We start from the raw sequence: 24,449 nt of genomic DNA, 5'->3' as shown, positions 1-24,449 counted from the left end.
TTTTCCTAGTTTTAAGTTTTCGCGATTGTATCAGATTAGATTTAAAAAATATTAAAAAGTTGTTCTTATAAATAGCGATTAATTTTGTATCTAATTATAACTAAAAAAAATTATGGATATAATTTCATCAATTAAAAATCAAGGGTAAAAAGATGGATTTAAATAAAGTAAGAAAGTTTTGTAGAGTATTCCGTATTCTTATAGGGATTATTTTAATTGCAATCGGTGCATATACCGGTATTTATTGGTTTTATTTAGGGCTTCTTCCTCTTATTGCAGGAATCGCAAACTTTTGTCCACTTTGTCTGATCACTAAAAAGTGCGACATCAACTAAATCTAAATACCTCTTTGGTATAATCACGTTACTTTTTACATAGGAAAATTTATGAGTCAAATAAGCTATAAAGATGCCGGTGTCGATATTGATGCAGGAAACAGTTTTGTTGAAAATATAAAACCGCTCGTTAAGTCTACAAAGATACCGGGTGTTATGGGCGGGATCGGTTCGTTTGCAGGTGCTTTTGAACTTCCAAAGGGTTACAATGAGCCCGTAATGCTTGCGGCTACTGACGGTGTCGGTACAAAACTAAAGCTTGCTATTGATTCAGGAATTCACAACACTGTCGGGATCGACCTTGTTGCTATGTGTGTAAACGACCTTATCTGTAACTTCGGTACACCGTCGTTCTTCCTAGATTACTATGCGACGGGCAAACTTGAAGTCGAAGTAGCTACTTCGGTCGTAAGCGGTATCGCTGCGGGATGTATCGAAGCTGAGTGTGCACTTATCGGCGGTGAAACTGCTGAGATGCCAGGGATGTACAGTGAAGACGACTACGATCTTGCAGGTTTTGCAGTCGGTGTCGCAGAGAAAGCTGAGATGGACCGTGTAAGTATGGTTCAAGAAGGTGATCAATTGATCGCACTTCCGAGTTCTGGTCTTCACTCAAACGGTTTCTCCCTTGCTCGTAAAGTCTTGTTTGAAAAGATGAATCTTGATTTTAATGCTGACTTTAACGGAAAGCCGTTGATCGAGACTCTTTTGACTCCGACAAATATCTATGTTAAGACTTTTAAAGCTTTAAAAGAGAAGATCGTGGCACTTGCACACATCACAGGCGGCGGGATCGTCGAGAACCTTCCTCGTGTACTTCCGGATCATCTTATGGCTGAAGTAAAAGAGAGCAGTGTAAGAGTACTTCCAATTTTTGATCTTATCGGTGAGCATGTCGCACGCGAAGAGATGTTCAGAGCGTTTAATATGGGAGTAGGGATGATACTAGTAGTACGTCCTGAAAACGTAGATGCTGTTTTAGCTGCAGCAGAAGGAAGCTACCATATCGGCGAGATAAAAGCCGGCTCTAAAAAAGCGGTACTTATATAAATAAAATACACTTCTACTCAAGAGCGACTAGTCGCGAGAGCACTCCGCTTAGGAGCTAAAGTTGGACTTTGTCCAACTTTTGAGAATAAAAAATCATATCTCGCTTCCCCATCTCAAAGAGCCAAGTCCATACTTCTCTCTTACTTTATATGCCTGTTTCGTCAGCTCTTTTTGTTTCGTATCATCATCCATCTCTAAAAGCGAGAGTTCGCGTCTGCTGATATGGGTGAACTCTGAAGAGTTGATGGACAGATGTACTACATGTAAACGTTTCTGGTTGTCGGCTTCATGAAACAGTTCCAAACACAGATCTTTAAACTCTTTCTCACTGAACTCTTTTCTCCTTGTCACGCTTATATGTGACTTTTGTCTTAACTCATATCTGATCGAGAGTGAGAATGTCGTCGGAATCACTTGCAGTTTTTGTATGGCAAAGATGAGATGGCGTGAGAGGATCACTATTCGTCTGCGAAGCTCCGTTCTGTCAAATACAGGATCAAAAGTCCTTGATATTCCGATCGATTTTCTTGTCGTCTTAGAGTTGATGGGTGCGTCGATCTCACCGTTCACCTTTTTGTAAAGCTCTTTTGCGTAAGGTCCCCAAGACTCTACCGTACCGCGTCTTTGTCTGAGCTCCCCGAGCGTGAATATTTGAGCATCTGCTAGTTTCGCCATCATTGATTTGCCGATGCCTGAAAACTTGGAGACGTGAATAGGATCTACAAAGGCATCAAAATCCCACGGATATATGGTCTTACATCCAAACGGTTTGGCCTCACCTGTAGCTAGTTTGGCGATATACCTTGTGTGTGCTGCTCCTATGGATACAGGAAGGTTTAAAGCTCTGTTTATCTCATGACGAAGGTTATCTATAAACTCCGGTACATCCTCGTCTTTTACCCATCCTGTCACATCTCCGTAAAATTCGTCTATACTGGCTTGTTCTACTAAAGGTATCCTCTCCTGCAAAAAAATATGCAGTTCGTGAGAAAGTCTTTGATATAAAGACATGTTCGGTGCCTTAATGATAAGATGCGGACAGAGCTGGAGTGCTTCGTTTATACTCATCGCAGTTTTTATTTTAAATTTTCTTGCTTCATAGCTTGCAGTTGTGAGAATACCGCGTATGCGCCCGTCTTTATCGATAAAATTTTGCAGGTCGTCGTCTCTTTTGTCATACTCCTGATAAAAAGTAGAAACAAATGAACCGGAGTTTGTAAGGTTGACATTCTGATCTCTTTTTTTATGGGAAAATATATGCGTGTCACTGCGTCCGCCGATAGCGACAGGCTTATGTAAAAGTGAGCTGTCTATGGTACGCTCGGCAGAGACAAAAAAACAATCTAGATCAATATGTATTTTCATAGCAGCAGTTTACACAATCCTGAGAAAGAATCACAGAAATATGACAATTTGTTGAGAAGTATGATATAATCAATTCAAATGAAATGAGGTATGCTCCATTGCAAGATAATCTGATGTTATTTATATTATTCGTTTTATTTCTTTTTTCTCTAGTATTTCTGGTTGTTTTATATAAACGAAACAGCGAACTTTCCGACTATAATACCTATCTGCGTTCGATCCTTCATGCTTCTGTAAGAGCTTCTTTTGTCGCCGATGCGAATGATAAGATAGTGTATATAAATCTTTCTATGCTGCAGATACTTGGAGAGAAAGAAGAAGAGATGCTGCAAAAAGTCTGGTATGAAGAGATAGCACCGAATGAGGAAAAAGCAAAGTTCAGAAATCTCAGCTACAAGAAAGACGAAAGCAGGCTTTCGATCAATATAACCGAGCCGAATGCAAAAGTGAGACCTTATGAGCTGAGTTATACAAAAATAGGTTCATATACCCTTTATGAGCTTCAAGATATTTCCTGTTATGAAGAGCAAAAGTTAAAGTTTACAGAGCTGGAAAAAGAGCTGGAGCACCTGAAAAAGTCATTAAAAGAGCAAGAAGTAAATTTTAAAAAGACATTCGACATGGCCATCAACGGCATTGCGATACTAAACGGAGAGGGTGAAGCTACCTATACCAATAAATCACTGCAGACTATGCTAGATTACAACGAAAGTTATCTGCAGCAGCTGGGTCTAAAACCGCTTTTTAGCGACAGTGAATCATTTCCTACACTTTTAAAGATCGTAAAAACCGAACAAAACATTCAAAGACTCCCGCATCACTTTAAAAACAGATCAGGTATCAGTATGGATGTATCGATATCTATGAGTTATCTAGAGGAACTTGATCAGTATCTGGTTATTATTCAAGATGTGACAAAAGAGCTGGAGTATACGAAAAAACTTGAAAAACAGAAAGAATCATACGCAAGACGTGCAGATATGGATGTTCTTACTCCATGTTTTTCAAGGTCTTATCTAGATATATTACTCAACAATCTCTGTGAAGCAAAAAAAGAGTTTACGTATATCATGTTTGACATCGATCACTTTAAATCCGTCAATGACACATACGGACATATGGTCGGCGACGAGGTCTTGATAAAAGTTGTAGAGGTTATCAAAAACGGGCTTCGAGCAGGTGATACTCTGGCTAGATACGGCGGAGAAGAGTTTGCGATCGTACTTGAAAAGACATCAAGAGAAGAAGCTCTGAAAATAGCGGAAAAACTCCGTAAACTGGTAGAATCTACAGACTTTTCTCCGGTAAAAAATCTTACATGTAGTTTCGGTATAAGCAACAACAGCCTGCTGCTTACATGTAAGAACATTATAGAGTGTGCAGATACGGCACTTTATGAAGCAAAGACAAACGGAAGAAATAGAGTAGAAGTCTATGAAAAAAAGAGTTGATAAAAAAAGAGCTTGAGTGATCTAAAAGAGAGAAACTCTTTTAGATTGGAAGAACACGGATCTTGTCTGAAAGTTTCTCTTTTAGAGTGCTTTCGATCGCGTATAGTGTTCCTGTCGTAGAACTTGCACATCCGTTACAAGCACCGATATATCTGATATAGACATCGATGTTGTCACCGGCATCTTTGATATCGATAACTTCCATATTTCCGCCGTCCATGATCAGAAACTGACGTACGTTCTCGTCAATTACACTGTCGATCGCTTTTATCTTTTGAACAAGAGTCATAGATGCGAAATCACCTTGAGTTCCCGCTTCAGCAGCAGCTTTCATCTTCTCTTCATCCATCTCACGACGAGTGTCTTTTAGGATGTCTACAAGGTACCATTCGCGCTCTTCGTGACCGCCAGGCTTGATACAGCTTTTACAAAAACCGCCGGCTTTCGTATAGTCTGTGATCTGTTCTACACTCTGAAGATCGTTTAGCTTGATGACCTCTTTTAGAGTTTTAAGAGATACACGTGCACATTCACACACAATGATCTCCTCTTCAAAACTTTCTGCATCGACGCCAAGGTAAAGTCCTGCCGCTTTTTTGATAACATCGTAAGCCATAACAGAACAGTGCATCTTTTGAGGCGGAACTGCCGGAACGTCAGGCGTATCGCGAAGTGCGAACTCTACGTCAATATTTGTGATCTTGACCGCTTCTTGTACTGTTTTACCGATACAAAGTTCCGTCATAACATCACTACTTGCGATCGCTGTACCACAACCGAAACTTCTAAATTTAGAGTTTACGATTTTGTCAGTTTTTGGATCGACTTCCCAGTAAAGACGAACTGCATCTCCACAGCTCTCAGCTCCGAAATCAGCAACGATAAGTTTGTTACCGTGTTCTGCTGCTTCCTCTTCACTGATCTCACCTTGGTGTTGAGGGTTGTTCATAAGACGTGTAACTTTATCTGAATATGCATCCCATAAAGATTCGCCGATTAAATCATTTTTTGCCATTATAATTTCCTTAATTTATATATTATACGTGATGTGATGGAATATGGCATTCGCCAGCTTCCCCACCCGGTGTCGGTTTTACTTTTGCATAAGAACTAGATATTGCTCTTAGTCTCTCAACGGCCTCTTTAAAGTGGTTGATAACGTAATCTACCTCTTCGTCAGTCGTGTAACGGCTAAGGCTTAAACGGATACCCGTATGAGCCAGTTCATGGTCTGCACCGATCGCAAGCATAACCGTGTTCGCTTCAAGGTCTTCACTCGCACATGCACTTCCTGTTGAAGCACCGATGTCAAACTTGTTAAGATCCCAAAGCATACCTTCACCCTCGACTCCACGCACAGAGATAAGGATAGTGTTGGGTGTTCTGTTTTCACGGTTTCCTACAGTGAACGTATCGGGAATAAGTTCTAAAAGAGCATCTTCAAGTCTGTCTCTTTTTGCACGGATAGATTTCATCTTTTCTTCAATATTTTCAGTTGCCAACTCCGCAGCTTTACCCATCCCTACTATGTACGGAACGTTGAGTGTACCTGAACGGCGTCCACCCATATGCTCACCGCCGTTAAGCAGTGGAGAAAGTGCCTGAGAATCTTTGATGTAAAGAGCACCGACACCTTTTGGTCCATGGAACTTGTGTGCACTCATAGACATAAAATCTACATGTACGTCTTGAACGTCTACAGGTATCTTTCCTACTGCCTGAACACCGTCAGAGTGAAATAGGACACCTTTTTCTTTACACACGTCACCTATCTCTTTTATAGGGAAGATCATACCTGTCTCATTGTTTGCCCACATAACAGATACCAGAGCAGTTTTTTCAGTGATGAAGCTTTTTACTGTATGTGCTTCTACGATCCCCTCTTCATTTACTGGAAGATACGTTACTTTAACACCTTGCTCCTCTAAAAACTTACATGTAGAGAGAACCGAAGGGTGTTCTACCTCAGTCGTTACAATGTGGTTTTTGTCTCCATTTAAGATCTTGTCGACCCATACAGACTTTAAAACCCAGTTGTTTGATTCAGTAGCACACGATGTAAAGACGATGTCATCATTGTCAGATGCATTTATCGCCTTATAGATTTGATCGATCGCACGAGAAAGTGCAGGGCGTGCTGCTGTACCAAACTTGTGCAGCGAGTTAGGGTTTCCGTAAACTTCGCTAAAAAATGGAATCATCTCTTGAACTACTTCAGGTGCTACCATCGTAGTTGCATTGTTGTCCATATATACTTTCATAAAAATACCTTTAATTGTTCGTAAAAATTAAAGAAGAGTAAATTTGTCCTCTTTTAATAATGTGATGATAATACCTTACTCATTTAAATAAGCTTAAGTGATATTAAGCTTTGTGATAGTTTAAGGTATAATTTCAAAAAAGGCAAGTTATATGTGCAATTACGAAAGTTTGACTCAGACGCAAAAAGATGAACTAAAACAGCAGATCCAAAGCATTATAGAGATGATGGGCGGGTTAAACTTTTTTCTAAAGATGATAGAAAAATTAAGAGCGACAAAGCCTCATCCTCTATCTAGCCGTAACTCTACGATTGTTTTAGACAGAAACGAGATATCGTGGGACAAAGTGATCTTCTTAGACAAAGTGACTCTACTGGAAAAGCTTATTAAGACAAACAGAGATGAAAACCAGTATATGATCAGATTCGATGCGGACGATAAAAAAAATAAAACGGTCATTAATCTTATCAGAACACTTTCACCGATAGTATTTAAATTAAAGATCGCAAATCATGTAAACGGTGTGGAGTTTAAAGTATTTAATGAGATAGGTGAATCATCAGCAGAGTTAAACCCTCTCTTTGTGACGATCTTTTTCTGTTATGTGAACTTTATCAAGGCAGTGTTAAAAGACTAGTGATACACGACTAATCCGTAGTCATCTTTGAGGTTGTAAAAGGTGGAGTTCGCAGTGATCTCCAGATCTTTTATACGACCCAGATGAAGCAGAGAGTCTTTATCTACCCTTATCCCGTACTCTATAAAAAATTTTCTTATATTTACAAACTTTATATCCTGGACATACTTATACTCAAACTCTTTATAAAGCCTCATCTTCTCATAGCTGAAGACATGTTCGTTGATATGCAGTTGGTCTGAAGCATACTTGATAGGAAGATATCCAGAAAGGTCTGTGAGTATCGGTTCTACATGTTCATATTTCTTTGGAAGAGAGTTTTTCTGCACAAACACGTACTTATTGTTGAGTTTGATGCTTGGAGTGTCTTTCCAGTATTTGTATACGGGATTGGAAACTTGAAGCTTTTCGCGGACTTCCCGCCATAACCAATAAGAGTTTAAAGTGTTTGGTAAATGTGACATAAGAAAATTTTACAGAAATGCACGTTCGTTTTTGCTTAATTTAAGTAGGAACATAATATTATTTCAGTCTTCTTATAGAGTGCTCGCATAACTCAGTTGGTAGAGTGTTACCTCGACAAGGTAAAAGTCACTGGTTCGAGTCCAGTTGTGAGCACCACTTTCATAAAATAAAATCACGGGATACAATATGTTTAGTTCAGGTTTTTTAGGGACTTCTGCGCCTTTTTATTTAGATATGATCACTATCTATTTCGCAATACTGCCATTTTTGATGTTTGCATCGATCTCATTTGTTGTAAAAAAGAAATATAACGCGCACTTTATATCGCAATTGGCTTTATTTGCCGTTACTTTGGTAGTCGTTGTGATCTTTGAGGTCGGAGTGAGGATATCAGGCGGGATCGTCGAGTTTATGAAGACTGCAAATATCCCATACTGGTTTATGATAACTTTTTTAATTGTACACGTAACCATCGCACTGGTCAGCGTCGTTCTTTGGTCTGCACTTCTGTATGGAGCTGTAAGAAGCTATATACTTGAAGCAAAGGGTGTGTCTAAGTCACACGGTAAAGTCGGCAGATTTGTATTTTTAGGGATGACTATAAGTTCTTTTATGGGTGTCGCTATTTATTATATGTTATTTATATACTAGGAATATGAAGTTTTTCTTTACATGTAAGCGTTACATGTAAAGAATCTGTATCTGCTTGCTCAAAGGGTTCTTGTTTGGAACTCTTCTTCTGTCTAAGCTTTTTGTGAGCTTAGAGATCAATCATCTCCGAACTCATTGTCCAGCTGTTGTTGATACGCTGCATCTTTCTCTTTTTGAAGTTGCGCTTTTGTTAAAACTGCTTCATGAAGAAACTCCCCGAAAAATGTTTTAGGTTCTTCATAAGCCAAAAAGAGGTAAGTTCCCGCAATAAGCCCGGTCATAGCTAAGGCAACAATTACTTTTTGCAGCGGATTGAAGGTTTGTATAGGTTCTTTTATGCGTACTTCACATACTCCCCCCGGACAATACTGTGCATCCTTTCTTGTGATAGCTTTGTATATCATACAGCCTACACATATGGAAAAAGCACTTTCTAAAAACATTAATGAAGCACACAGTACACAGATCAAGACTTTGTAAAAAGTTATATCCCAGTTTAAAACGAACCAGTAAACCATCGGTAAAGAGATAAACCATCCTATAGTCCATGCGAAACGCTTCTGTAATCCGCCAACATACTCAGGTTTTTGATTTTGAACGATAAACCTTCCTAAGAGCAAAGAAGGAACGTACTTAGGACTTATCATTCTTAGTGTAAAATCAACCCATAAAAAGGCCAGATAGACTCTTGCTGCTATGATATGGTTGAATCCTATACCGACAAAGATAATGATCGTTCCCAGGATTCCAAGTATTCCTGCTGCGGCTCTTGCTTCTCTTTCATTGATAACTGTGACATCATACCCGGGGACTTTTTCTCCGTATTCCCATAAAAAACTTTTTAAGTTCAAATATATCCTTTTTTTTTACTGTCTGCTATTGAGCACGCAGTTCATTTACTTTGTCTTCAAGCAGCTTATGTGCTTCTTGTAGAGGTTTTAAAGATTCTTGATCTCTGATCTCTGCGGCACTGATCCAGTTTTGAACACCTGGGAATCCCATATAGACTTTTGGATCGCCTTTTTTCTTATACATATAGAATGAACATGGAGCAAATGCACCGACTTCCGGATGAGTTTTTGATATCGGATAGATAACATCCAGTTTACATATAGAGTATGTGTCATAAAAATCATAGCCTTTAAAACCGCTGTTTTTGATCTCGGCACTAAACTCTAAGAAACTTGGGAAAAGAAAACCGATAGGTTCAAGTTCCCCTTCAAATTCAGCTTGTAAGTCTTCTTTTGCAGTAATGATGTCACCATCTTCTACTTCTAATTTAGAGCTGAAAGTAACGGCTAACTGATCGTTAGGATTTGAAAGTTTGTAGTGCAATACATTGAAATGCCCGTTTGTCAGTGCTTTTTTTATCGCATCGTTTAGTTCTTTGTGATAAGCGATCAAATCAGGATTATCCATCGGTATCTGTGTCACTCTCGACATACCTTTTAAACTCAAAGATGAGATGTTCATCGTATGTTCTTTATCATTTGAATAGATAGATGTACTAAGCGGAGTGATTAGACCGATACTAGGGTATTTTTGAGCTAATTTAGCCGCATATTTGCTGTGAACACCAAATAGATGATATGTCTTATACCAGTGACCGCCAAATCTTTTGTCAAAGACTGTATTCATGTTATTGTTAAAGTCAACCATAAACCCGGCAGAAGCAAAAGCTGCTTCAATACTCTTAGCTGTTATCTTACCGTCACTGTTAGGAGCAGTATATATTTGGATATCCTGTCCTTTATTGAGTTCAGCAACATCAGGAGCCGCACCGGTACATGCAGTAAATCCAAAAGTTATTAGTGCGGTTACCAAGATCGCATATATTTTTTTCATGTTCACCCTTCTTGTAAAGTAAAATTAGTAAAAATTATAGTTTATTATTTCATTTACTAATAAATTAGATATAAACTATATCACCTTTTTTGATCGTTCCGCAAGTTACTGCTTTAGCAAAAATACCTCTATCGTCTTTTAAAAGTTTCGGCAGCTTAGAGTTTATTTTTGAAAGACCGTTACACAATGTACAGTTTTGTGTGATCTCTAACGTTACATCTCCGACATTAAACCTGTCACCAAGATTGAGTTCTTTGATCGATCCGTTAACCAGGATGTTCTCACCAAGTGATCCGTGTTCTATATCGATATCTTTCTCTTTGACCATTTCATATGCGTCTAAAGAGGTAATCAATATTAAACGATTCATATCTTTGCCGTAAAACTTATCTCCGACAACACCTTCGTTTTCCAGTTGCAATTCATCTTTAATTACTCTTGGCTCATCCGAAGATGCCGTGACATAAAGTTCTACAACATTTGCTAATATCTTTTTAGGCATCTATTCTTTCTCTTTTATTCCCATTTTTTTTGCATAGTCGTCATATTCCATCTTTTTATATGACTCACTGCTTATATATTTGAGTACAACTGCAAACTCATCTTCATTGTATACACCCGGAAACAACTCAGCGATGCTCTTGTTCTGATCATAAAAGACCGATGTTGGATACCCAAATCCTATATATTTGACAAACTCTTTTGCCGTGCCGTTGAAATCTTTATATTTTACGGTATCTTTATAGGCCGTATTAATATGCTCATAAACAAAATCTTTTTTTACTATCTTTTGTATTTTTTCACTTTCAAGTGTAAACATGATCATCTCTTGACAGTACACACAATCCGTCCAATGTAAAAAAATAAAAAGGTGTTTATGTTCTTTTGTAGCTTTATCTATGAGCTTATCAATATTTATCTCTCTAGACAATAATAAAGTCGGCAGAAGGAAGAGGAGAAAGAAAAAATTAATTATTTTCATATAACTATCCTTTCTCTCACTCAAATGAGGGTCGCGATAACCCTCACAGAATTATTTAATTGGTGCTGTATCAGTTACAGTATTACCTTTAAGATCAACCCAAGTCATAGTTAACTCGTCACCTTTTTTAGCGCCTTTGAAAGCGAATGTGATGATCGGGTTTTTAGATAGGAATTGGCTAGTAGAAGCTTCGAATACAACTTTACCGTTTACTTTACCAGTGATATAAGTAATGAAGTTAGCATTATCTCTGCTTCCAGTTTTTTTCTCTGCTACATCGTATGTCATCATTTCATGTTTAGCCATAACTTTAACATCAACAACATCACCTTTTAGTTTTGCTTTAATTTTCATAAATTTTCCTTTATATTATTTGTTTTTATTTATATTGCAAAGGCAAATTAGCCTTCACAACCACCAAGAGCAACACTTATTTTTTTGCTAGCTGAGTAAAGTTTTCCATCTTGACCTTCAACAACTACAGTAATAGTTCCACTTGCTTTCATTTTCATTTTGATTGAGTAATCAATTACGCTTTCTGGGTAAACAGTATATGCAACTACAGCACTTTCAGGGTTAGCATCTTGAAATACTGCAACAGTTTTAGCAGGGATATCAGTTTTAAAACCTACAGGAATTTGACCACCGTTACTTGCTACTTCTGGAGCAGTTAGTGTGATTGCATCACTGCTAGTTGCAGTTTTACCATACATTTTTGCGATTGCATCATCAACAGTTTTAGCTGTCCATACAGCTGGTTTTGACTTTCTGAAATCCTCAGCACTTAGACTTGCTGGTACAACAGCAGCAGCAGCTGCTAAAGCACCTAAACTTAAAAATTTTCTTCTTTGCATTCTTTTTCCTTTGTTTGATTTATTTACTTGCGTTAACCATATAGTCAACAACAGCTTTAAATTCTGCATCTGATAAACTTGATCCACCTTTTGGAGGCATTCCGTTTATACCATTGATACCGTTATTATACACTTCTTTTATGCCTTTTGCCAAGAATGGAGCCCATTGTTTTTTGTTACCAAATACTGGAGCACCCATGCCGTCAGCACCGTGACACATTTTACAAGAATCTTCATAATGCTTCATAGCAGCAGCATTAGTATTACCGTTACCTTCAGCTTTAGGTAAATCTCTTGCAACTGACATTGGCGGTAAGAAATCTTTCGTTTCTATTTTAATACGAGTTAGTTGAACATCACCTTTAATACAATCTTTCATACAACGAGCATCAACAGTTTGAGCACCGATGTTTTTAGGATCGTTAAAGTATGCACGTGCATTGTCAGTACCTTGAGGTCCATCGATTTTAGGCACGAAACCATCTTTATTAGGCATTTCTATTTTCAAGAATTTCTCTTGATCTAACACATAGTCGTCATCAACTAGTTGACCGTCTATTTTCATCTCATTGATGTTTAACATATATGCAACAAGTGCATAAACTTCATCATCAGTCAAGCTTTTTGGAGCCGGATGAGGCATACCCTCTTTGATGTACCACCATAGTGTACTAGCTTGTGGCCAGTATGTACCGAATACACGTGCAGGACCTTCACCGCTCGCTTTACGCATTTCAAGTGGCAGATGTTTTTGTCCTGTATAAGCGTTACCCTTAGCAAGTGAAGGATATCCGCCTCCGCCTGAACCAAAATCTCCGTGACACATAACACATTTTGCATCATAGATATCACTACCGTCAGATACTGAACCTTCACCCGGTGGTGGTGGAGCGTATGGAGTTACAGATGTAGCCCATGCTTCTAATTCATTTTTAGTCGGAGTACGGCCATAAGTATAACCGCCTTTAAGAGTATCAGTATTTACATGATACACAGATGTTTCGTTGTTAACTATCGGATAAGTCACACCACCGTCGATTACAGCTTTACCGTTAGCATATGTATGAGATACAGTGCCGTTTGAAAAGCTTGTTGAACCTGGAGCTGCTTGACCTAGACAAGCTGTTAACCCGATTGATACAGCAGCAATAAGTGAGATTGATACTAACGATTTACGATCTAACTTGAACATTATTTACCTCCCCGTTTGCTGTTACTTCCCATGTAGTGATTGCATTTCTATGATATACAGATTCAACACCCATTACTGCGACTTCTTGAGCAATAGTAGGCTGCATACGACCTGCATCATCCATAGCACGGCTTCCAAGAACTAGAGGTTTACCTTCATATTTGTACATGAAACTAAATCTTGTCCATGATTTAGGAAGAACAAGACCTTTTAGGTTTGCTTCTGTCCAGCTTTTACCACCGTCAAATGTGATATCAACACCAGTAATAGTGCCGTATCCACTCCATGCAAGACCTTCGATCTCTACTAGATCACCTTTTTTAAGGTCAGTCCATGGTTTTTCAGGACATGGTGAAGTGATAACTGAGTTAACTTCATTTGCATAGAAATGTTGTACTGCTTTTCCATCTGGTTTAAGAGCAGTATATTTTGCTGTTTCTTCTTTTGCGTAGAAAGGCTCGTTAGAGAACTCTAAACGTTTTAACCATTTAACACATAAGTTACCTTCCCAGCCCGGAAGTAAAAGACGTACAGGATAACCTTGCTCTGGGCGAAGTGCTTCACCGTTTTGTCCCCAAACGATCATTGCATCGTCAAGTACTTTATCTATTGGAACAGTTCTTCCCATTTCTGAGTTGTCTGAACCTTCAGCTAGCATCCATAATGCTTCTGGTTTAAGACCAAGATCTTCAAGAATAGTTTTGATGTATACACCAGTCCATTGTGCAGAACTCATCATACCTCTAGCGAATTGGATAGAGTTGAATTGTGGTCCTTTCCACTCAGGTCCACCGTTTGCCGGACATTCGATAAAGTGAATACGGCTAACACTTGGATAGCGTTTAAGTTGATCAAGAGTTAGTACTATAGGCTTTTCTACAAGACCGTGGATCATTAAACGGTACTCATTCGGATCAACCTGAGCTACACCACCGTGACATCTACTGAAGAATAGGCCGTTTGGAGTGATGATACCTTCTGATTCATGGATCGGACACATCGCGATCGACGCATACCAGTTACCTGAAGATAATAGTTTTGTATTTCTTCTTATATTGTTATGTTCATACTCTGACGGCATCCCATAACGGTTTTTTGTAACCGGATCACCGAATTTTATACCCCAAGGCACATCATTCATAATAGCCGGATCATCAGCCATTGCTTTTGTACCTGCAAATATGCTTGTCCCAGCAAGAGCAGTAGCAGATAGCGCTGCTGATTTTCTAAAAAAATCTCTTCTATCTAATTTATATTCTATATCATTAGATGAAGATTCTAGATTTTTTTGAGAATTCTTATCATTCATTTTTTTTCCTTTATAAGCTTATAGATATAACCCATTTAGTTAAAAGTGATAGTAAAAAACTAGTCAAGTCACGAACTAAAACGCAATCCAGTTGCAGATTTATGTAACTTTATTTGTTTGTATCACAATTATATCACATCGTAATGATACAATAATTTGAATGTTTATACGATTATTTTTATAGAATTGGTTTTCTTTTGTTACAAAACCACACATTTGTAAAACTTATTTTTGATTAATTACATTAATAATCAATTTTTTTCATGAATTATGATTTATATTACTTATAATTCCAAGCACGACATAAGTATTATTTATATCATCAACAAAAAATGGTATTGTAAACCCTTGATGTTCAATATCTTTGATATTCTCATTATCAAAAAAGATAGACTTTTTATACTTCTTCACTTTAGTCGGCATATTCAATATAATAGTATCGAGGTAAAGTTTAAAACTTTTTGCACCTTTGATATCATCACCGAAAAATGAGCCTAAAACCGATTTTAACTGCTCTTCATAAAGAGGTGAACTGACGATCTTCATTTTTTTTCTCCAGAGTTCAACCATTGATCTATCTTCTTCATCGTTTCTAAATATGAAGTGAAGTTCGATGGATTGTCTGTGTAGTCCTGAAGTTGTTTTTGTAGCTCTTCTTTGATCTGAGGAGATGGTTCTGTTTGTGAAATGTTGTCTTCTTTTCTATCCATTAGATTGCTCTTTAAAGATGAGAGGATTAATCCTCATCATCTTCTTTTTCGACTGTTTTTAGGTTTTGGATCTTTGCAGGTGTTACTTTAGAGATAGTGTCTATCTTCTTTTTGACCATACCTACAGCAGCGTCTACATCATCTGCCATCTCAAGCTCGTCACTGTTGTTTAGATAGTCTGTAAGCTGATACATCTCAAACGGCTGTCCATGCTCATATACGATCTCTCCACCGTCTTTGCCTTGAAGGAAGATAGTTCCTGTCGCACCTAATAATAAGATAATCGCTAATGCTTCAAGAGCAACTTTTTTCAATTTACATCCAAGAAATTGTAATACTGCGATAATACCCATCGCGATCGCCAGATATCCTCCAAGTGCTTTATGCGCTAAAAGCTCTTTTTGTCCATCAGGACTTAAAAAGTGATATATTAGAGGTCCTGCTTGGGTTCCTGTATACCAAACGCCTATTACTGCTAAAGCAGCGATCAAAGTCGCACGTGCAGATATTTTGCCCATACCTTCTGATCTTTTAGCAAGATAGATGACTCCAAATACTGAAGCGACGACTGGTAGAACCATTGCAAAGTGAACTGTTGCCGGGTGTAACATCATAGATAACTCCTATATCGTTTTGTTTTAAGTTGCGGGGTATTATATGGAAAAAAGATATGAGATAACTTAATCTTATTGTTAATCTTTTTTATCAATCGCATTTTTAGCTGACTTGATGGCATTTTCAAGAGCAGACCTTGCAACTCCCCATGCTTGGATACCCATTCGTTTTGCTTCTTGTGCTTTTTCAGACTTCAAGACTTTTGAGCCTCTTAGCATAGCATCTTTTTTAATGGCGCTAAATTTGTCTTTCATGACTTCTACAGTCTCTTTAGAGATATGGACCAGTTCTTCTAAATCATACTTCATATTATTGGCTATCTCTTCAAGTATCTTTTTCGTTTGTGCGGAGTTAGAAAGCGAGATGCTGCTTATGACCTGTGTGAACACGGCATCGGTATGCATCAGTTCGTCAAAAGTGTTGTCATAGTCGCTGACAAGTATCGCTTTTACTTCATCAGGCATATAAAGCAGCTGTTGTTTGAATCTATAGATCGATTTTATAAGACCTGTCTTCGTCCCTTTAAGAGTCGATTTAAGTATGCTGTTCGCTTGGTTCGGCGTAGCTTCTGCTACATCCACGGCTGTTTGGATAATACTGGAAAGTATTTTTCTGATCCTAATGCTGTTTAGAGGACCCTCGTTGATAGTTTCGTATGTGATGTCTTTAATGATCTCTTCTATAGTTTCTTCGGTATCGTTATCATTTTTTTCCAAAGCTGTCAGAATAGCCGACTCAACCATTTCATTTAACATATCAAAAAGATCGATCGACTGAAGTTTTATCTGATGAAGTTTGGAAATAGTTTGTTTTGGAGCATCGCTTAGCGCTTCTTCTATACTATTGAACAGATCATATTTAGAAGTTTGTAGTTCATGGGATTTTTTATCGATCTGTCTTTGGATCTGCTCCTGTTTTGCAAGCAGCTCCTCGACTTCGTCGTGAAGACTTAGTGTCTCGGCATCGATGACAGTTGAAGCGATGATCTTCAGTTCATGCAGCGTGAGCTTTTTTGTGTCGATATTCCACTCTTGCCCAATATGCTCTAAAAGCTTTTTAATGCGTTCTTGAAGCGATACGCTCTCAATGCTTTTATAACTTGTCTTGATGTCTCTTTCAAACTGTTCGATATTCATTTTATTTCCTTTTAGGATATGTTATAAGACCATTTTTATAAGCTGATGGTTTTTAAGCGCTTCATATATAAATGTTCTCTCATCTTCGTTCGCTATTATCAGATCAAGGTTCATACTTACATATTTACCCGTTTTGCTCGCATTTGAAAGTTTAAGCGTATGAGGTTTTTCAAGTATGATCTCTTTGACTGCAGTATGGATCTCATGTTCGTGATGTCCTATGACTTTATAACACCAACTGCAAGGGTATTCTAGTACGAGTTTCTCTTGACTATCGTTTATAATTTCCACTTTTGCCTCCCTCTTTTGATTCAAGCTGGACGTTTTTAATAACCATCCCTTTGTCTATTGCTTTTACCATATCGTAGATCGTTAAAAGCCCGATGCTTACACCTGTGAGTGCTTCCATCTCCACTCCAGTCTGACCTGTCAGTTTTGCAGTCAGTTCAAGTTTAAACCCGGGTAGTTCCGGCAGTTCCTCTACGTCACAGTTGATCCCGCTAAGATTTAACGGATGGCACATAGGGATAAGTTCGCTTGTCTTTTTCGTTCCCATGATGGCAGCGATCACGGCAGTCTGAAGTACAGGGCCTTTTTTTGCTTTTTCGTTGACGATAGCATCATAAGCATCTTGGCTCATCTGTATGATCCCGCTTGCTACGGCAATCCTTGTGGTCTGGTTCTTTTCAGATACGTCGACCATCTTCGGTCTGTCTTTTTCATCCAAGTGTGTTAAATTCATAATTCGTTTCTTTATTTAAATGTTATAGGTTGATTATACCAAAGTAAAGATATTTTTTTGTTAATGGATCGAGTGTAGTAGGGCAGCTTTATATTCGTGAGGATAATTTAAGTTTAAAAAAGGGTGTTCATCACTGAAATCTATATAGAGTGTATTTGATTCTTTTAGAAGTTTTCCGAGTTTATGCTCATCGTTTTTTAGCATATCTTTAAAATCTGCATGCAGGTTTTTACTGTAGAGTCCGCACATCGGATGTGTACCCTCTGGAGTCTTTGCTATGACTGCATCATAGCCTTCGTCTTTGTGTTGTAAGATCTTTTTTATTTCCGCTTCGCCTACAAAAGGCGTATCGACGCTTAAAACAAATATCTGCTCTACATGTAAGGTGTCAAAGATCGTCACAAAGCCTGTAGTCGGAGCATAAATATCTCCAGTATCTGCATCCTCGATAAAGTCTGCTTCAAAATCGAATTTTTTGGATGATTTGCAAGAGATATAAAGATTTTTAAATATTTTTTTCAGACGTTCATATTGGAATTCTATAAGAGTAGGCTTGCCTCCAAAAGGCAGTAAAGCTTTATCTTCACCCATACGGGAGCTTTTCCCTCCGGCAAAGATAATGCATGGTGTATCTATCATTATTTGATAAGTCTCGCTTCAATACGACGGTTTTTTGAACGTCCTTCTGCAGTAGCGTTATCAGCGATAGGTGCTTCTTCACCCATACCGATGGCTTTGATCCTCTCAGCAGAGACACCCTCTTTTTCCAGCAGGGTCTTTACAGCCTCAGCTCTTTTTTGTGAAAGCTTTAGATTGTTTGATGCTTTACCGACATTGTCCGTATAGCCGATAATTTCAGTTTTATAGATCGGAATAGCTTTTAAGAACTCTGCTAATATCTGGATGTTCTTTTTTGATTCTTCATCGACACTGTAAGAGGCATTCTCAAAGTTGATCTGCAGGTTTACCTCTTTCATACAACCCTCGGCATCGACTGCAGTGACCTCTTTTTTAGTGTTTGGACATTTATCAAAAGCATTTTTGACACCGTCACCGTCATCATCTGCATTTTCTAAAGCTGCTGCTTCAGCTGCTTTTCGCTCTGCTTCGGCTTTCTCTCTGGCTGTTTTTTCTGCTGCTTGACGTGCTTCTTCTGCACTGTTGTCCACATAGATATCTTTATGCAGCTGTTTTGCTCTTGAGTCACCGAATGCGATGTTTATCCCGGCAAGAAGTGCCAAATTATTATCCCATCTTTCACCATTTATCTTTAGCATATAAACAGCTTCAAGCTTTAGAGCGATATTGTTTGTAAAGGGTACTTTTATACCTGCACCGACATCGGCAAAAGGAGAGTCTTCGTTTCCTGTTATAGCAGTAGCGCGGTTGCTCATAGTCTCATAACCAAGTCCCGCTTTTACAAAGGGGGTCATCAAAGAGACTTTGTCATATTCATAAACACCGTTTAAAGCGACGCGGTAGATATTTGTACTGCCGTTGCCGCTAGGATCAAGGTCCGCGTTTGAATAGAGGATGGAAAGTTCCGAGCTTACAGGCATCCCGATATTGTTTATCTGAAATTCGGCGCCCGCAAGCGACTGGTTTTTAAGGTTTAGATTACCTTCGGCTATGTTATAACCGGCAAGAGGAGTTATCTCATAATCATACTGCCGTGCAAAAAGCAGGGATGACAGTAAAAATGCCGTAATAACAGATAGCTTTTTCATCTTTAACCTTTTAGTCCATATGGTTAGGGTCGGTGATATATCCTGTAATAGCAGATGCAGCAGCAACCGCTGAGTTTGCTAAGTAGACTTTAGAGCTTCTACTCCCCATACGGCCGACAAAGTTACGGTTTGTCGTAGAAACGGCTACTTCGTTGTCACCAAGTATTCCCATATATCCGCCTAGACAAGCTCCACAAGTAGGATTACTCACGACTCCGCCTGCATCGACTAGGATGTCTATGTAACCGAGTTTCGTAGCTTCTCTTAAGATCTTTTGAGTACCCGGAGTGATGATAAGACGAACGTCAGGGTGGACTCTTTTTCCATCAAGTATCTCAGCAGCGACTTTAAGGTCACTTAGTCTTCCGTTTGTACAACTACCGATAAACGCTTGATCGATCTTGATGTGGTCTGCAACGGCTTGAGTTACAGAATGACCGTTAGACGGCAGGAACGGATAAGCGATAACAGGCTCCAGTGCTGCAACGTCTATCTCTAGGACCTGCACATATTTTGCGTCAGGATCAGAGTGGTATATTTTCGGTTCGCGTGCTAAAGGTTTGTCAGCAAGAAACTCTTTTGTCACATCGTCATACGCGACTATTCCGCTTTTTGCACCAGCTTCGATAGCCATGTTACACATAGAGAATCTGTCATCCATAGTAAGGTAAGGTATCGTGCTTCCAGTGAACTCTAACGTTCTGTAAAGTGCACCGTCGACTCCGATCATACGGATGATCTCAAGGATGATGTCTTTACCTGTCGTGAATTTACCAGGTTTTCCGCTAAGAACGACTTTGATAGACTCAGGGACTTTAAACCAGTTGCCTCCCGTGATCATAGCAAACGCCAAGTCCGTAGAACCCATACCTGTAGAAAAAGCACCTAATGCACCGTGTGTACAAGTGTGGCTGTCTGCACCGATGATAACGTCACCGGGAACGACAAGACCTTTTTCCGGAAGAAGCGCGTGCTCGATCCCCATATCTTTTTCATCAAAAAAGTTTTTAAGATTGTGTTTTTTTGCAAAATCACGGCTTATTCTTGCTTGGTTGGCACTTGCAATATCTTTTGCCGGGATAAAGTGGTCAAGTACGATAGAAAACCCGTCCGGATTTGCAAGTTTTGTTGCTCCGCTGTCCTCAAACGCTTTGATAGAGATAGGAGTAGTTATGTCATTTCCTATGACCATGTCGATGTTAGAACGGATGATCTCACCCGCATAGACTTCGTGTCCGACATGACCGGAAAATATCTTTTCAGTAATGGTTTGGCCCATAATATAATCCTTAATTTTATTCTATAAAATGAAGGAACCCCATTTTATTAGTCCGAATAAGGAACAAAAGTCCCTTATTCTTCGCTCGAGCCGCTGAGGCTACTAAAGTTTGACACAATAGTGTCAGAGTTTTTCATTTTGTTTTGCGAATTATACCATTTAGAGTTGATGACATTTTGAAATATTTTTATAAATTTAAAATTTTTGATGTTAATATTGGAAAAAAAGGATTATTTTGTCTAAATTATTGGGAAAATGTCCATATTGTGAAGATGGAAAGATCGAGGTCAGAGCGATACAGGTGGAAGGAAAACCTTTAAAATTATATGCATGCTCAAATGCTCACTGGCATTATGAGAGTGATTTTGCAGAACTTACACCGGATTCGACATGCAGTTTTAGGATATTTCAAAATCAGTTGCGACGCTGGAATAAAAAAGCGATAGGGGAAAATGAGATAAGAACGCTTTTAAAAGAGGAACAGGTAAAAGTCAGACTTTACAGTGCAAATGCAAAAAAAGAGTACTTTAAATGGGTGATATTGGATAGAGAATACGGGATAAGTGTTTTGTGGGATGAAGATGTATAGACCGAAGTCTATACATAGAAATTACATTGGTGTAACGTTTTCCGCTTGAGGACCTTTTTGACCTTCACCAACTTCGAAAGTCACCGCTTGACCTTCAGCTAGAGAAACACGTCCAGGACCTGTTCTGTTTACTTGACGGAAGTGAACAAATAAATCGTTACCGCCATTGTTTTGTTGGATAAATCCATAACCTTTTTCTTCGTTGAACCATTTAACAGTTCCATGTAGCAATTCTGCCATAAAATACCTCTAGTAGGGAAAATACAATTCATAGTAGTAATACCTAATATGAAACGGAGTCAAAGTCGAGGAAAGTCTATTCTTTTAGCAGATTATATAACGTAACACACTAAAGATGAATTCGAACCTCATCTTTCATCAAACACATTGTATCATTTTATTTTGAACAATGCAAACAATTTTTTGTTATTTAATAGTATACTTACATAAAAAGAGTTCAAAAGTGCACAAAATAGGTAGATACACAAAGCTTACCCTCCTCCTTCTTTCGATGACTACAATGATGTCAAATGTCGCTATCGTAACGATGTTACCGCATCTGAAAAACCATTTTGCAGATGTCGAGAACATAGAATTTCTGTCGCGTATGATGATCACACTTCCATCTCTTGCAATAGCGTTTTTAGCTCCTTTCATAGGACATTTTATACATAAAATAGGCAAGTATGTCTCTGCCATAGCGGGATTGCTGCTCTTTAGCGCAGCGGGAAGTGCGGGGCTTTATCTGCAGACCATAGAAGAGCTTTTGTTTTCAAGGTTTCTGCTTGGGATCGCCATAGGTGTTTTGATGATCGTCACCACCTCTTTGATAGGTGATTATTTTAAAGGCGAAGCGCGTCACAAATATATGGGGATACAAAGTCTTTTCATCTCATTCGGCGGTGTTTTCTTTGTTATCGGCGGCGGATACCTTTCAGATATCGACTGGAGATACCCGTTTGGTATCTATCTTGTCGGTCTTTTGCTGCTTCCGTTTGCGATGAAGTTTTTGGAAGAAAAAGCTACAGGTCAGGATGAGGATGAAGATATAGACCTTAATACAAATATCTTCATGATATATCTTTTGGCATTTATCTTGATGCTTATCTTTTATATTCTGCCGACACAGATGCCATTTTTGATCATCAACCATTTTGGAGCAAGCGGAACATTGACGGGTGCTATCATCGCACTTGCATTCGTCTCCAACGGTCTGGGCGCTCTGACTTTTGCAAAGCTCAAAAAGTATTTCTCGTTCGCGACCATCTATATCATAGGGATGGCGATCATAAGTATCGGCTTCATACTTATCGGTCTAGTACGTAATGTGGACCTTTTCTTTTTCACATCGCCTATTATGGGATTTGGCGGAGGAATACTGATGACAAATGTCTCGGCTTGGATGCTGAGCAAAGTGCATCATACAAAACGCGTCAAGTCGTCGGGTTATCTGACAAGCTCGCTCTTTTTAGGACAGTTTTTCTCTCCTATCGTCTTTCATCCTGTCGTGAGCTACTTCGGAGTACAGCACTTTTTCGTAGTCACAGGCATATCTCTGGGTTCGATAGTCCTTGTGGCCGGGTCATACAGTAAACTAAAAAAAGGCAAGAATTGAATCTATTATCCAAAAACGCTCCGCTAGAGGAATCCATAACCAATATGAAGTCTGTCTTGGCGGATGTGGGATGCGAGGTCGTGTTTAAAGAGGAGAAACATCCTCTTTCTCACTGCTATTCGGTCAATCTGGCTTCCAAAGAGGCACCGCGTCATATCTACTCAAACGGCAAAGGTGTTCTTTCTGACGCTTCTGTTGCCAGTGCATTGGGCGAATATATCGAGAGACTTCAGACAAACAATTTCTTTATAGACTTTTACCTTCCAAACAGAAAGTATTATCCTGATGAGGTGGTTTTTGATTTTATGGATGACTATCTAAGCGAAGAGTTGTCAAAAGTGTATGATCCAAACGGAGAGTTAAGCGGAGAAGATCTTGTAGATTACAACAGCGACTACGAGGACAAAATAGTTTCACTGCCGTTTGTGAAAAATTCTTCAAAAGAGATCGTCTATATTCCGCAAAATATCCTGAGCAATCTTTATGTAAGTAACGGTCTTGCAACGGGTAATACGCCAAAAGAGGCACAGGTACAGGCACTCAGCGAGATCTTTGAGCGTTATGCAAAGATAGAGATCATCAAAAACGGCTACGCTCTTCCGAAGTTTCCAGATGAGTTGGTAGAGTCTTTTACACAGCTGTATGAAGATGTAAGCGCACTGCGTGAAAAAGGTTTCATAGTCGAAGTGTTGGACGCATCTTTGGGCGGAAAGTTTCCCGTCACTGCCATCTCTCTTATCAACCCTGTGACATCATCGCTTTTTGTCTCTTTCGGAGCGCATCCCATACTTGAGGTCTCACTTCAAAGGACGATGACGGAGCTTATGCAGGGACGCGGACTGGATAATCTCGAAAGCTTTGAAGTCCCGACTTTCGATATGAGTCTTGTCTCAAACAGTTTTAACCTTGAGTCTCACTTCGTGGATTCAAACGGCAAGATGGGATTTGGATTTTTGAGTTCGCAAAAGAGTTTTGAACATACTCCTTGGAACTACAGTGGAGAAGGGTGTGAAGATGAATACAATTATCTTTTAAACATTTTGTTTCAGATGGACAAGGAACTTTATGTAAGAGAGTATGACTATCTCGGGTTTTACTCATGCCAGCTTATCGTACCTGGCATCTCCGAGGTCTACCCGATAGACGACCTTATCTATAACAACAAAAACAGTGCGAAGCTCATAAGAGACATGGTGCTGAACATGCAGGATTATGATGCGGAGGATATCCTCGATGCTATCGAGCCGCTTGATGATTCGCTTAATGTAGAAAAATACATAGGCGTTATCTTTAAGACCCCGTTTACGATGGCGGAGTTCAAAGCGCAGATGCACCTTCTTCTTGGAAACACAGAGGATGCTTTGGATATCTTGGAGTACAGTGACAAAAAGGTATCCCGCATCATCATAGAACTTATAAAGATGGATGAAGAGGGACACGGTTACGAAGAGTATGCGCAGGCTCTTAGTGATGTGTTTTCAAAAGAGAGCGTACAAAAAGCCTTACATGTAATAAAAGGCGAAGAGCTTTTTATTGACACAGCATTTCATGAGGAATATAACAACATGTTAGCAATGTACGACAGACTGGAGCTGAAGAAAAAAGCGATCCATTAGGGATAAAGCTTTCTTTTTTTGTT

30 protein-coding genes and 1 tRNA gene are annotated in these 24,449 nt (G+C 39.0%); 9 read left to right on the top strand and 22 right to left on the bottom strand.

All coding sequences use genetic code 11. The features are described from left to right. Nucleotides 1-152: 152 nt before the first annotated feature. A complete protein-coding gene (locus tag WCX87_RS10825) occupies nt 153-335 on the top strand; it encodes a YgaP-like transmembrane domain (protein ID WP_345979899.1) in 183 nt (60 codons plus the stop codon). Nucleotides 336-386: 51 nt separating this feature from the next. After that, nucleotides 387-1,385: a phosphoribosylformylglycinamidine cyclo-ligase gene (gene purM / locus WCX87_RS10820; protein WP_345979898.1), complete on the top strand. Its 999-nt coding sequence runs from the start codon at nt 387-389 to the stop codon at nt 1,383-1,385. Between the two features lie 93 nt (nt 1,386-1,478). On the opposite strand, the gene WCX87_RS10815 is transcribed toward purM, so the two are convergent. Next, nucleotides 1,479-2,750 (bottom strand): DNA polymerase IV, encoded by a 1,272-nt coding sequence (locus WCX87_RS10815; RefSeq protein WP_345979897.1) that lies wholly within the window; start codon nt 2,748-2,750, stop codon nt 1,479-1,481. A gap of 113 nt (nt 2,751-2,863) precedes the next feature. On the opposite strand from WCX87_RS10815, the gene WCX87_RS10810 reads away from it, so the two are divergent. Next, on the top strand, nt 2,864-4,201 hold the full coding sequence (locus tag WCX87_RS10810; RefSeq protein WP_345979896.1) for a sensor domain-containing diguanylate cyclase: 1,338 nt from the start codon (nt 2,864-2,866) through the stop codon (nt 4,199-4,201). Between the two features lie 40 nt (nt 4,202-4,241). Here WCX87_RS10810 and WCX87_RS10805 read toward each other — a convergent pair whose 3' ends face one another. After that, on the bottom strand, nt 4,242-5,216 hold the full coding sequence (locus tag WCX87_RS10805; protein ID WP_345979895.1) for an iron-sulfur cluster assembly scaffold protein: 975 nt from the start codon (nt 5,214-5,216) through the stop codon (nt 4,242-4,244). Nucleotides 5,217-5,238: 22 nt separating this feature from the next. Next, nucleotides 5,239-6,462 (bottom strand): NifS family cysteine desulfurase, encoded by a 1,224-nt coding sequence (locus WCX87_RS10800; RefSeq protein ID WP_345979894.1) that lies wholly within the window; start codon nt 6,460-6,462, stop codon nt 5,239-5,241. 151 nt (nt 6,463-6,613) lie between these two features. Here WCX87_RS10800 and WCX87_RS10795 point away from each other — a divergent pair, with 151 nt between their 5' ends. Then, nucleotides 6,614-7,099 (top strand): hypothetical protein, encoded by a 486-nt coding sequence (locus tag WCX87_RS10795; RefSeq protein WP_345979893.1) that lies wholly within the window; start codon nt 6,614-6,616, stop codon nt 7,097-7,099. On the opposite strand, the gene WCX87_RS10790 is transcribed toward WCX87_RS10795, so the two are convergent. After that, nucleotides 7,096-7,563 (bottom strand): hypothetical protein, encoded by a 468-nt coding sequence (locus WCX87_RS10790; protein ID WP_345979892.1) that lies wholly within the window; start codon nt 7,561-7,563, stop codon nt 7,096-7,098. The two genes, WCX87_RS10795 and WCX87_RS10790, sit on opposite strands and share 4 nt — an antisense overlap. A gap of 81 nt (nt 7,564-7,644) precedes the next feature. Here WCX87_RS10790 and WCX87_RS10785 point away from each other — a divergent pair. Both WCX87_RS10785 and WCX87_RS10780 read left to right on the top strand, forming a co-directional pair. Beyond that, a tRNA-Val gene (locus WCX87_RS10785) sits at nt 7,645-7,720 on the top strand. A 30-nt stretch (nt 7,721-7,750) separates the two neighbouring features. After that, nucleotides 7,751-8,215 (top strand): DUF420 domain-containing protein, encoded by a 465-nt coding sequence (locus tag WCX87_RS10780; protein ID WP_345979891.1) that lies wholly within the window; start codon nt 7,751-7,753, stop codon nt 8,213-8,215. Nucleotides 8,216-8,331: 116 nt separating this feature from the next. On the opposite strand, the gene WCX87_RS10775 is transcribed toward WCX87_RS10780, so the two are convergent. From WCX87_RS10775 to leuC, 17 genes are all read right to left on the bottom strand, one after another. Then, on the bottom strand, nt 8,332-9,066 hold the full coding sequence (locus WCX87_RS10775; protein ID WP_345979890.1) for a DUF4395 domain-containing protein: 735 nt from the start codon (nt 9,064-9,066) through the stop codon (nt 8,332-8,334). A gap of 25 nt (nt 9,067-9,091) precedes the next feature. Beyond that, nucleotides 9,092-10,060 carry a DUF302 domain-containing protein gene (locus WCX87_RS10770; protein ID WP_345979889.1) on the bottom strand — a complete coding sequence of 323 codons (969 nt, stop codon included), beginning with the start codon at nt 10,058-10,060 and terminating at the stop codon, nt 9,092-9,094. Nucleotides 10,061-10,124: 64 nt separating this feature from the next. Further along, nucleotides 10,125-10,562 (bottom strand): MOSC domain-containing protein, encoded by a 438-nt coding sequence (locus tag WCX87_RS10765; protein WP_345979888.1) that lies wholly within the window; start codon nt 10,560-10,562, stop codon nt 10,125-10,127. Continuing rightward, on the bottom strand, nt 10,563-11,042 hold the full coding sequence (locus WCX87_RS10760) for a thioredoxin fold domain-containing protein (RefSeq protein ID WP_345979887.1): 480 nt from the start codon (nt 11,040-11,042) through the stop codon (nt 10,563-10,565). Between the two features lie 51 nt (nt 11,043-11,093). Next, complete coding sequence (gene soxZ, locus WCX87_RS10755; RefSeq protein WP_345979886.1) at nt 11,094-11,396, bottom strand: thiosulfate oxidation carrier complex protein SoxZ; 303 nt, start codon at nt 11,394-11,396, stop codon at nt 11,094-11,096. 47 nt (nt 11,397-11,443) lie between these two features. Continuing rightward, nucleotides 11,444-11,896 carry a thiosulfate oxidation carrier protein SoxY gene (locus tag WCX87_RS10750; protein ID WP_345979885.1) on the bottom strand — a complete coding sequence of 151 codons (453 nt, stop codon included), beginning with the start codon at nt 11,894-11,896 and terminating at the stop codon, nt 11,444-11,446. A 19-nt stretch (nt 11,897-11,915) separates the two neighbouring features. After that, nucleotides 11,916-13,088 (bottom strand): c-type cytochrome, encoded by a 1,173-nt coding sequence (locus WCX87_RS10745; RefSeq protein WP_345979884.1) that lies wholly within the window; start codon nt 13,086-13,088, stop codon nt 11,916-11,918. Further along, nucleotides 13,069-14,397, bottom strand: a complete 1,329-nt coding sequence (soxC, locus tag WCX87_RS10740; RefSeq protein WP_345979883.1) for a sulfite dehydrogenase — start codon at nt 14,395-14,397, stop codon at nt 13,069-13,071. Before soxC ends, WCX87_RS10745 begins: the two co-directional genes overlap by 20 nt. Nucleotides 14,398-14,658: 261 nt before the next feature. After that, nucleotides 14,659-14,943 carry a hypothetical protein gene (locus WCX87_RS10735; RefSeq protein WP_345979882.1) on the bottom strand — a complete coding sequence of 95 codons (285 nt, stop codon included), beginning with the start codon at nt 14,941-14,943 and terminating at the stop codon, nt 14,659-14,661. Beyond that, the gene (locus WCX87_RS10730; protein WP_345979881.1) at nt 14,940-15,107 is read right to left on the bottom strand and encodes a hypothetical protein; all 168 of its coding nucleotides are present in this window, start codon (nt 15,105-15,107) and stop codon (nt 14,940-14,942) included. The genes WCX87_RS10735 and WCX87_RS10730 overlap by 4 nt, the downstream gene beginning before the upstream one ends. A gap of 26 nt (nt 15,108-15,133) precedes the next feature. Then, the gene (locus tag WCX87_RS10725; RefSeq protein WP_345979880.1) at nt 15,134-15,721 is read right to left on the bottom strand and encodes a DUF2231 domain-containing protein; all 588 of its coding nucleotides are present in this window, start codon (nt 15,719-15,721) and stop codon (nt 15,134-15,136) included. A 78-nt stretch (nt 15,722-15,799) separates the two neighbouring features. Continuing rightward, nucleotides 15,800-16,858, bottom strand: coding sequence for a DUF6781 family protein (locus tag WCX87_RS10720; protein WP_345979879.1), 1,059 nt, complete (start codon nt 16,856-16,858; stop codon nt 15,800-15,802). 21 nt (nt 16,859-16,879) lie between these two features. Continuing rightward, on the bottom strand, nt 16,880-17,149 hold the full coding sequence (locus tag WCX87_RS10715) for a DUF493 domain-containing protein (protein WP_345979878.1): 270 nt from the start codon (nt 17,147-17,149) through the stop codon (nt 16,880-16,882). Next, nucleotides 17,130-17,600 carry a cyclic pyranopterin monophosphate synthase MoaC gene (gene moaC, locus WCX87_RS10710; protein WP_345979877.1) on the bottom strand — a complete coding sequence of 157 codons (471 nt, stop codon included), beginning with the start codon at nt 17,598-17,600 and terminating at the stop codon, nt 17,130-17,132. Before moaC ends, WCX87_RS10715 begins: the two co-directional genes overlap by 20 nt. A 60-nt stretch (nt 17,601-17,660) precedes the next feature. Beyond that, a complete protein-coding gene (gene mobA, locus WCX87_RS10705) occupies nt 17,661-18,239 on the bottom strand; it encodes a molybdenum cofactor guanylyltransferase MobA (protein ID WP_345979876.1) in 579 nt (192 codons plus the stop codon). Continuing rightward, complete coding sequence (locus tag WCX87_RS10700) at nt 18,239-19,327, bottom strand: OmpA family protein (protein WP_345979875.1); 1,089 nt, start codon at nt 19,325-19,327, stop codon at nt 18,239-18,241. Before WCX87_RS10700 ends, mobA begins: the two co-directional genes overlap by 1 nt. 10 nt (nt 19,328-19,337) lie before the next feature. Further along, entirely contained in the window at nt 19,338-20,606 is a 1,269-nt protein-coding gene (gene leuC / locus WCX87_RS10695) for a 3-isopropylmalate dehydratase large subunit (RefSeq protein ID WP_345979874.1), read from the bottom strand. A 235-nt stretch (nt 20,607-20,841) separates the two neighbouring features. Here leuC and WCX87_RS10690 point away from each other — a divergent pair, with 235 nt between their 5' ends. Next, nucleotides 20,842-21,195: a hypothetical protein gene (locus tag WCX87_RS10690; protein ID WP_345979873.1), complete on the top strand. Its 354-nt coding sequence runs from the start codon at nt 20,842-20,844 to the stop codon at nt 21,193-21,195. A gap of 21 nt (nt 21,196-21,216) precedes the next feature. Here WCX87_RS10690 and WCX87_RS10685 read toward each other — a convergent pair whose 3' ends face one another. After that, on the bottom strand, nt 21,217-21,435 hold the full coding sequence (locus WCX87_RS10685; protein WP_345979872.1) for a cold-shock protein: 219 nt from the start codon (nt 21,433-21,435) through the stop codon (nt 21,217-21,219). Between the two features lie 223 nt (nt 21,436-21,658). Here WCX87_RS10685 and WCX87_RS10680 point away from each other — a divergent pair, with 223 nt between their 5' ends. Together WCX87_RS10680 and WCX87_RS10675 are read left to right on the top strand one after the other, a co-directional pair. Next, a complete protein-coding gene (locus WCX87_RS10680; RefSeq protein WP_345979871.1) occupies nt 21,659-22,810 on the top strand; it encodes an MFS transporter in 1,152 nt (383 codons plus the stop codon). Continuing rightward, nucleotides 22,807-24,426 carry a YcaO-like family protein gene (locus tag WCX87_RS10675; RefSeq protein WP_345979870.1) on the top strand — a complete coding sequence of 540 codons (1,620 nt, stop codon included), beginning with the start codon at nt 22,807-22,809 and terminating at the stop codon, nt 24,424-24,426. Before WCX87_RS10680 ends, WCX87_RS10675 begins: the two co-directional genes overlap by 4 nt. Nucleotides 24,427-24,449 lie beyond the last annotated feature (23 nt).

Origin of the sequence: Sulfurimonas sp. HSL3-2, from assembly GCF_039645965.1 — a bacterium.
GTDB classification, from domain to species: domain Bacteria; phylum Campylobacterota; class Campylobacteria; order Campylobacterales; family Sulfurimonadaceae; genus Hydrocurvibacter; species Hydrocurvibacter mobilis.
The sequence above is the reverse complement of the archived record's forward strand: the minus strand, read 5'-3'. Positions and strand labels throughout refer to the sequence as shown.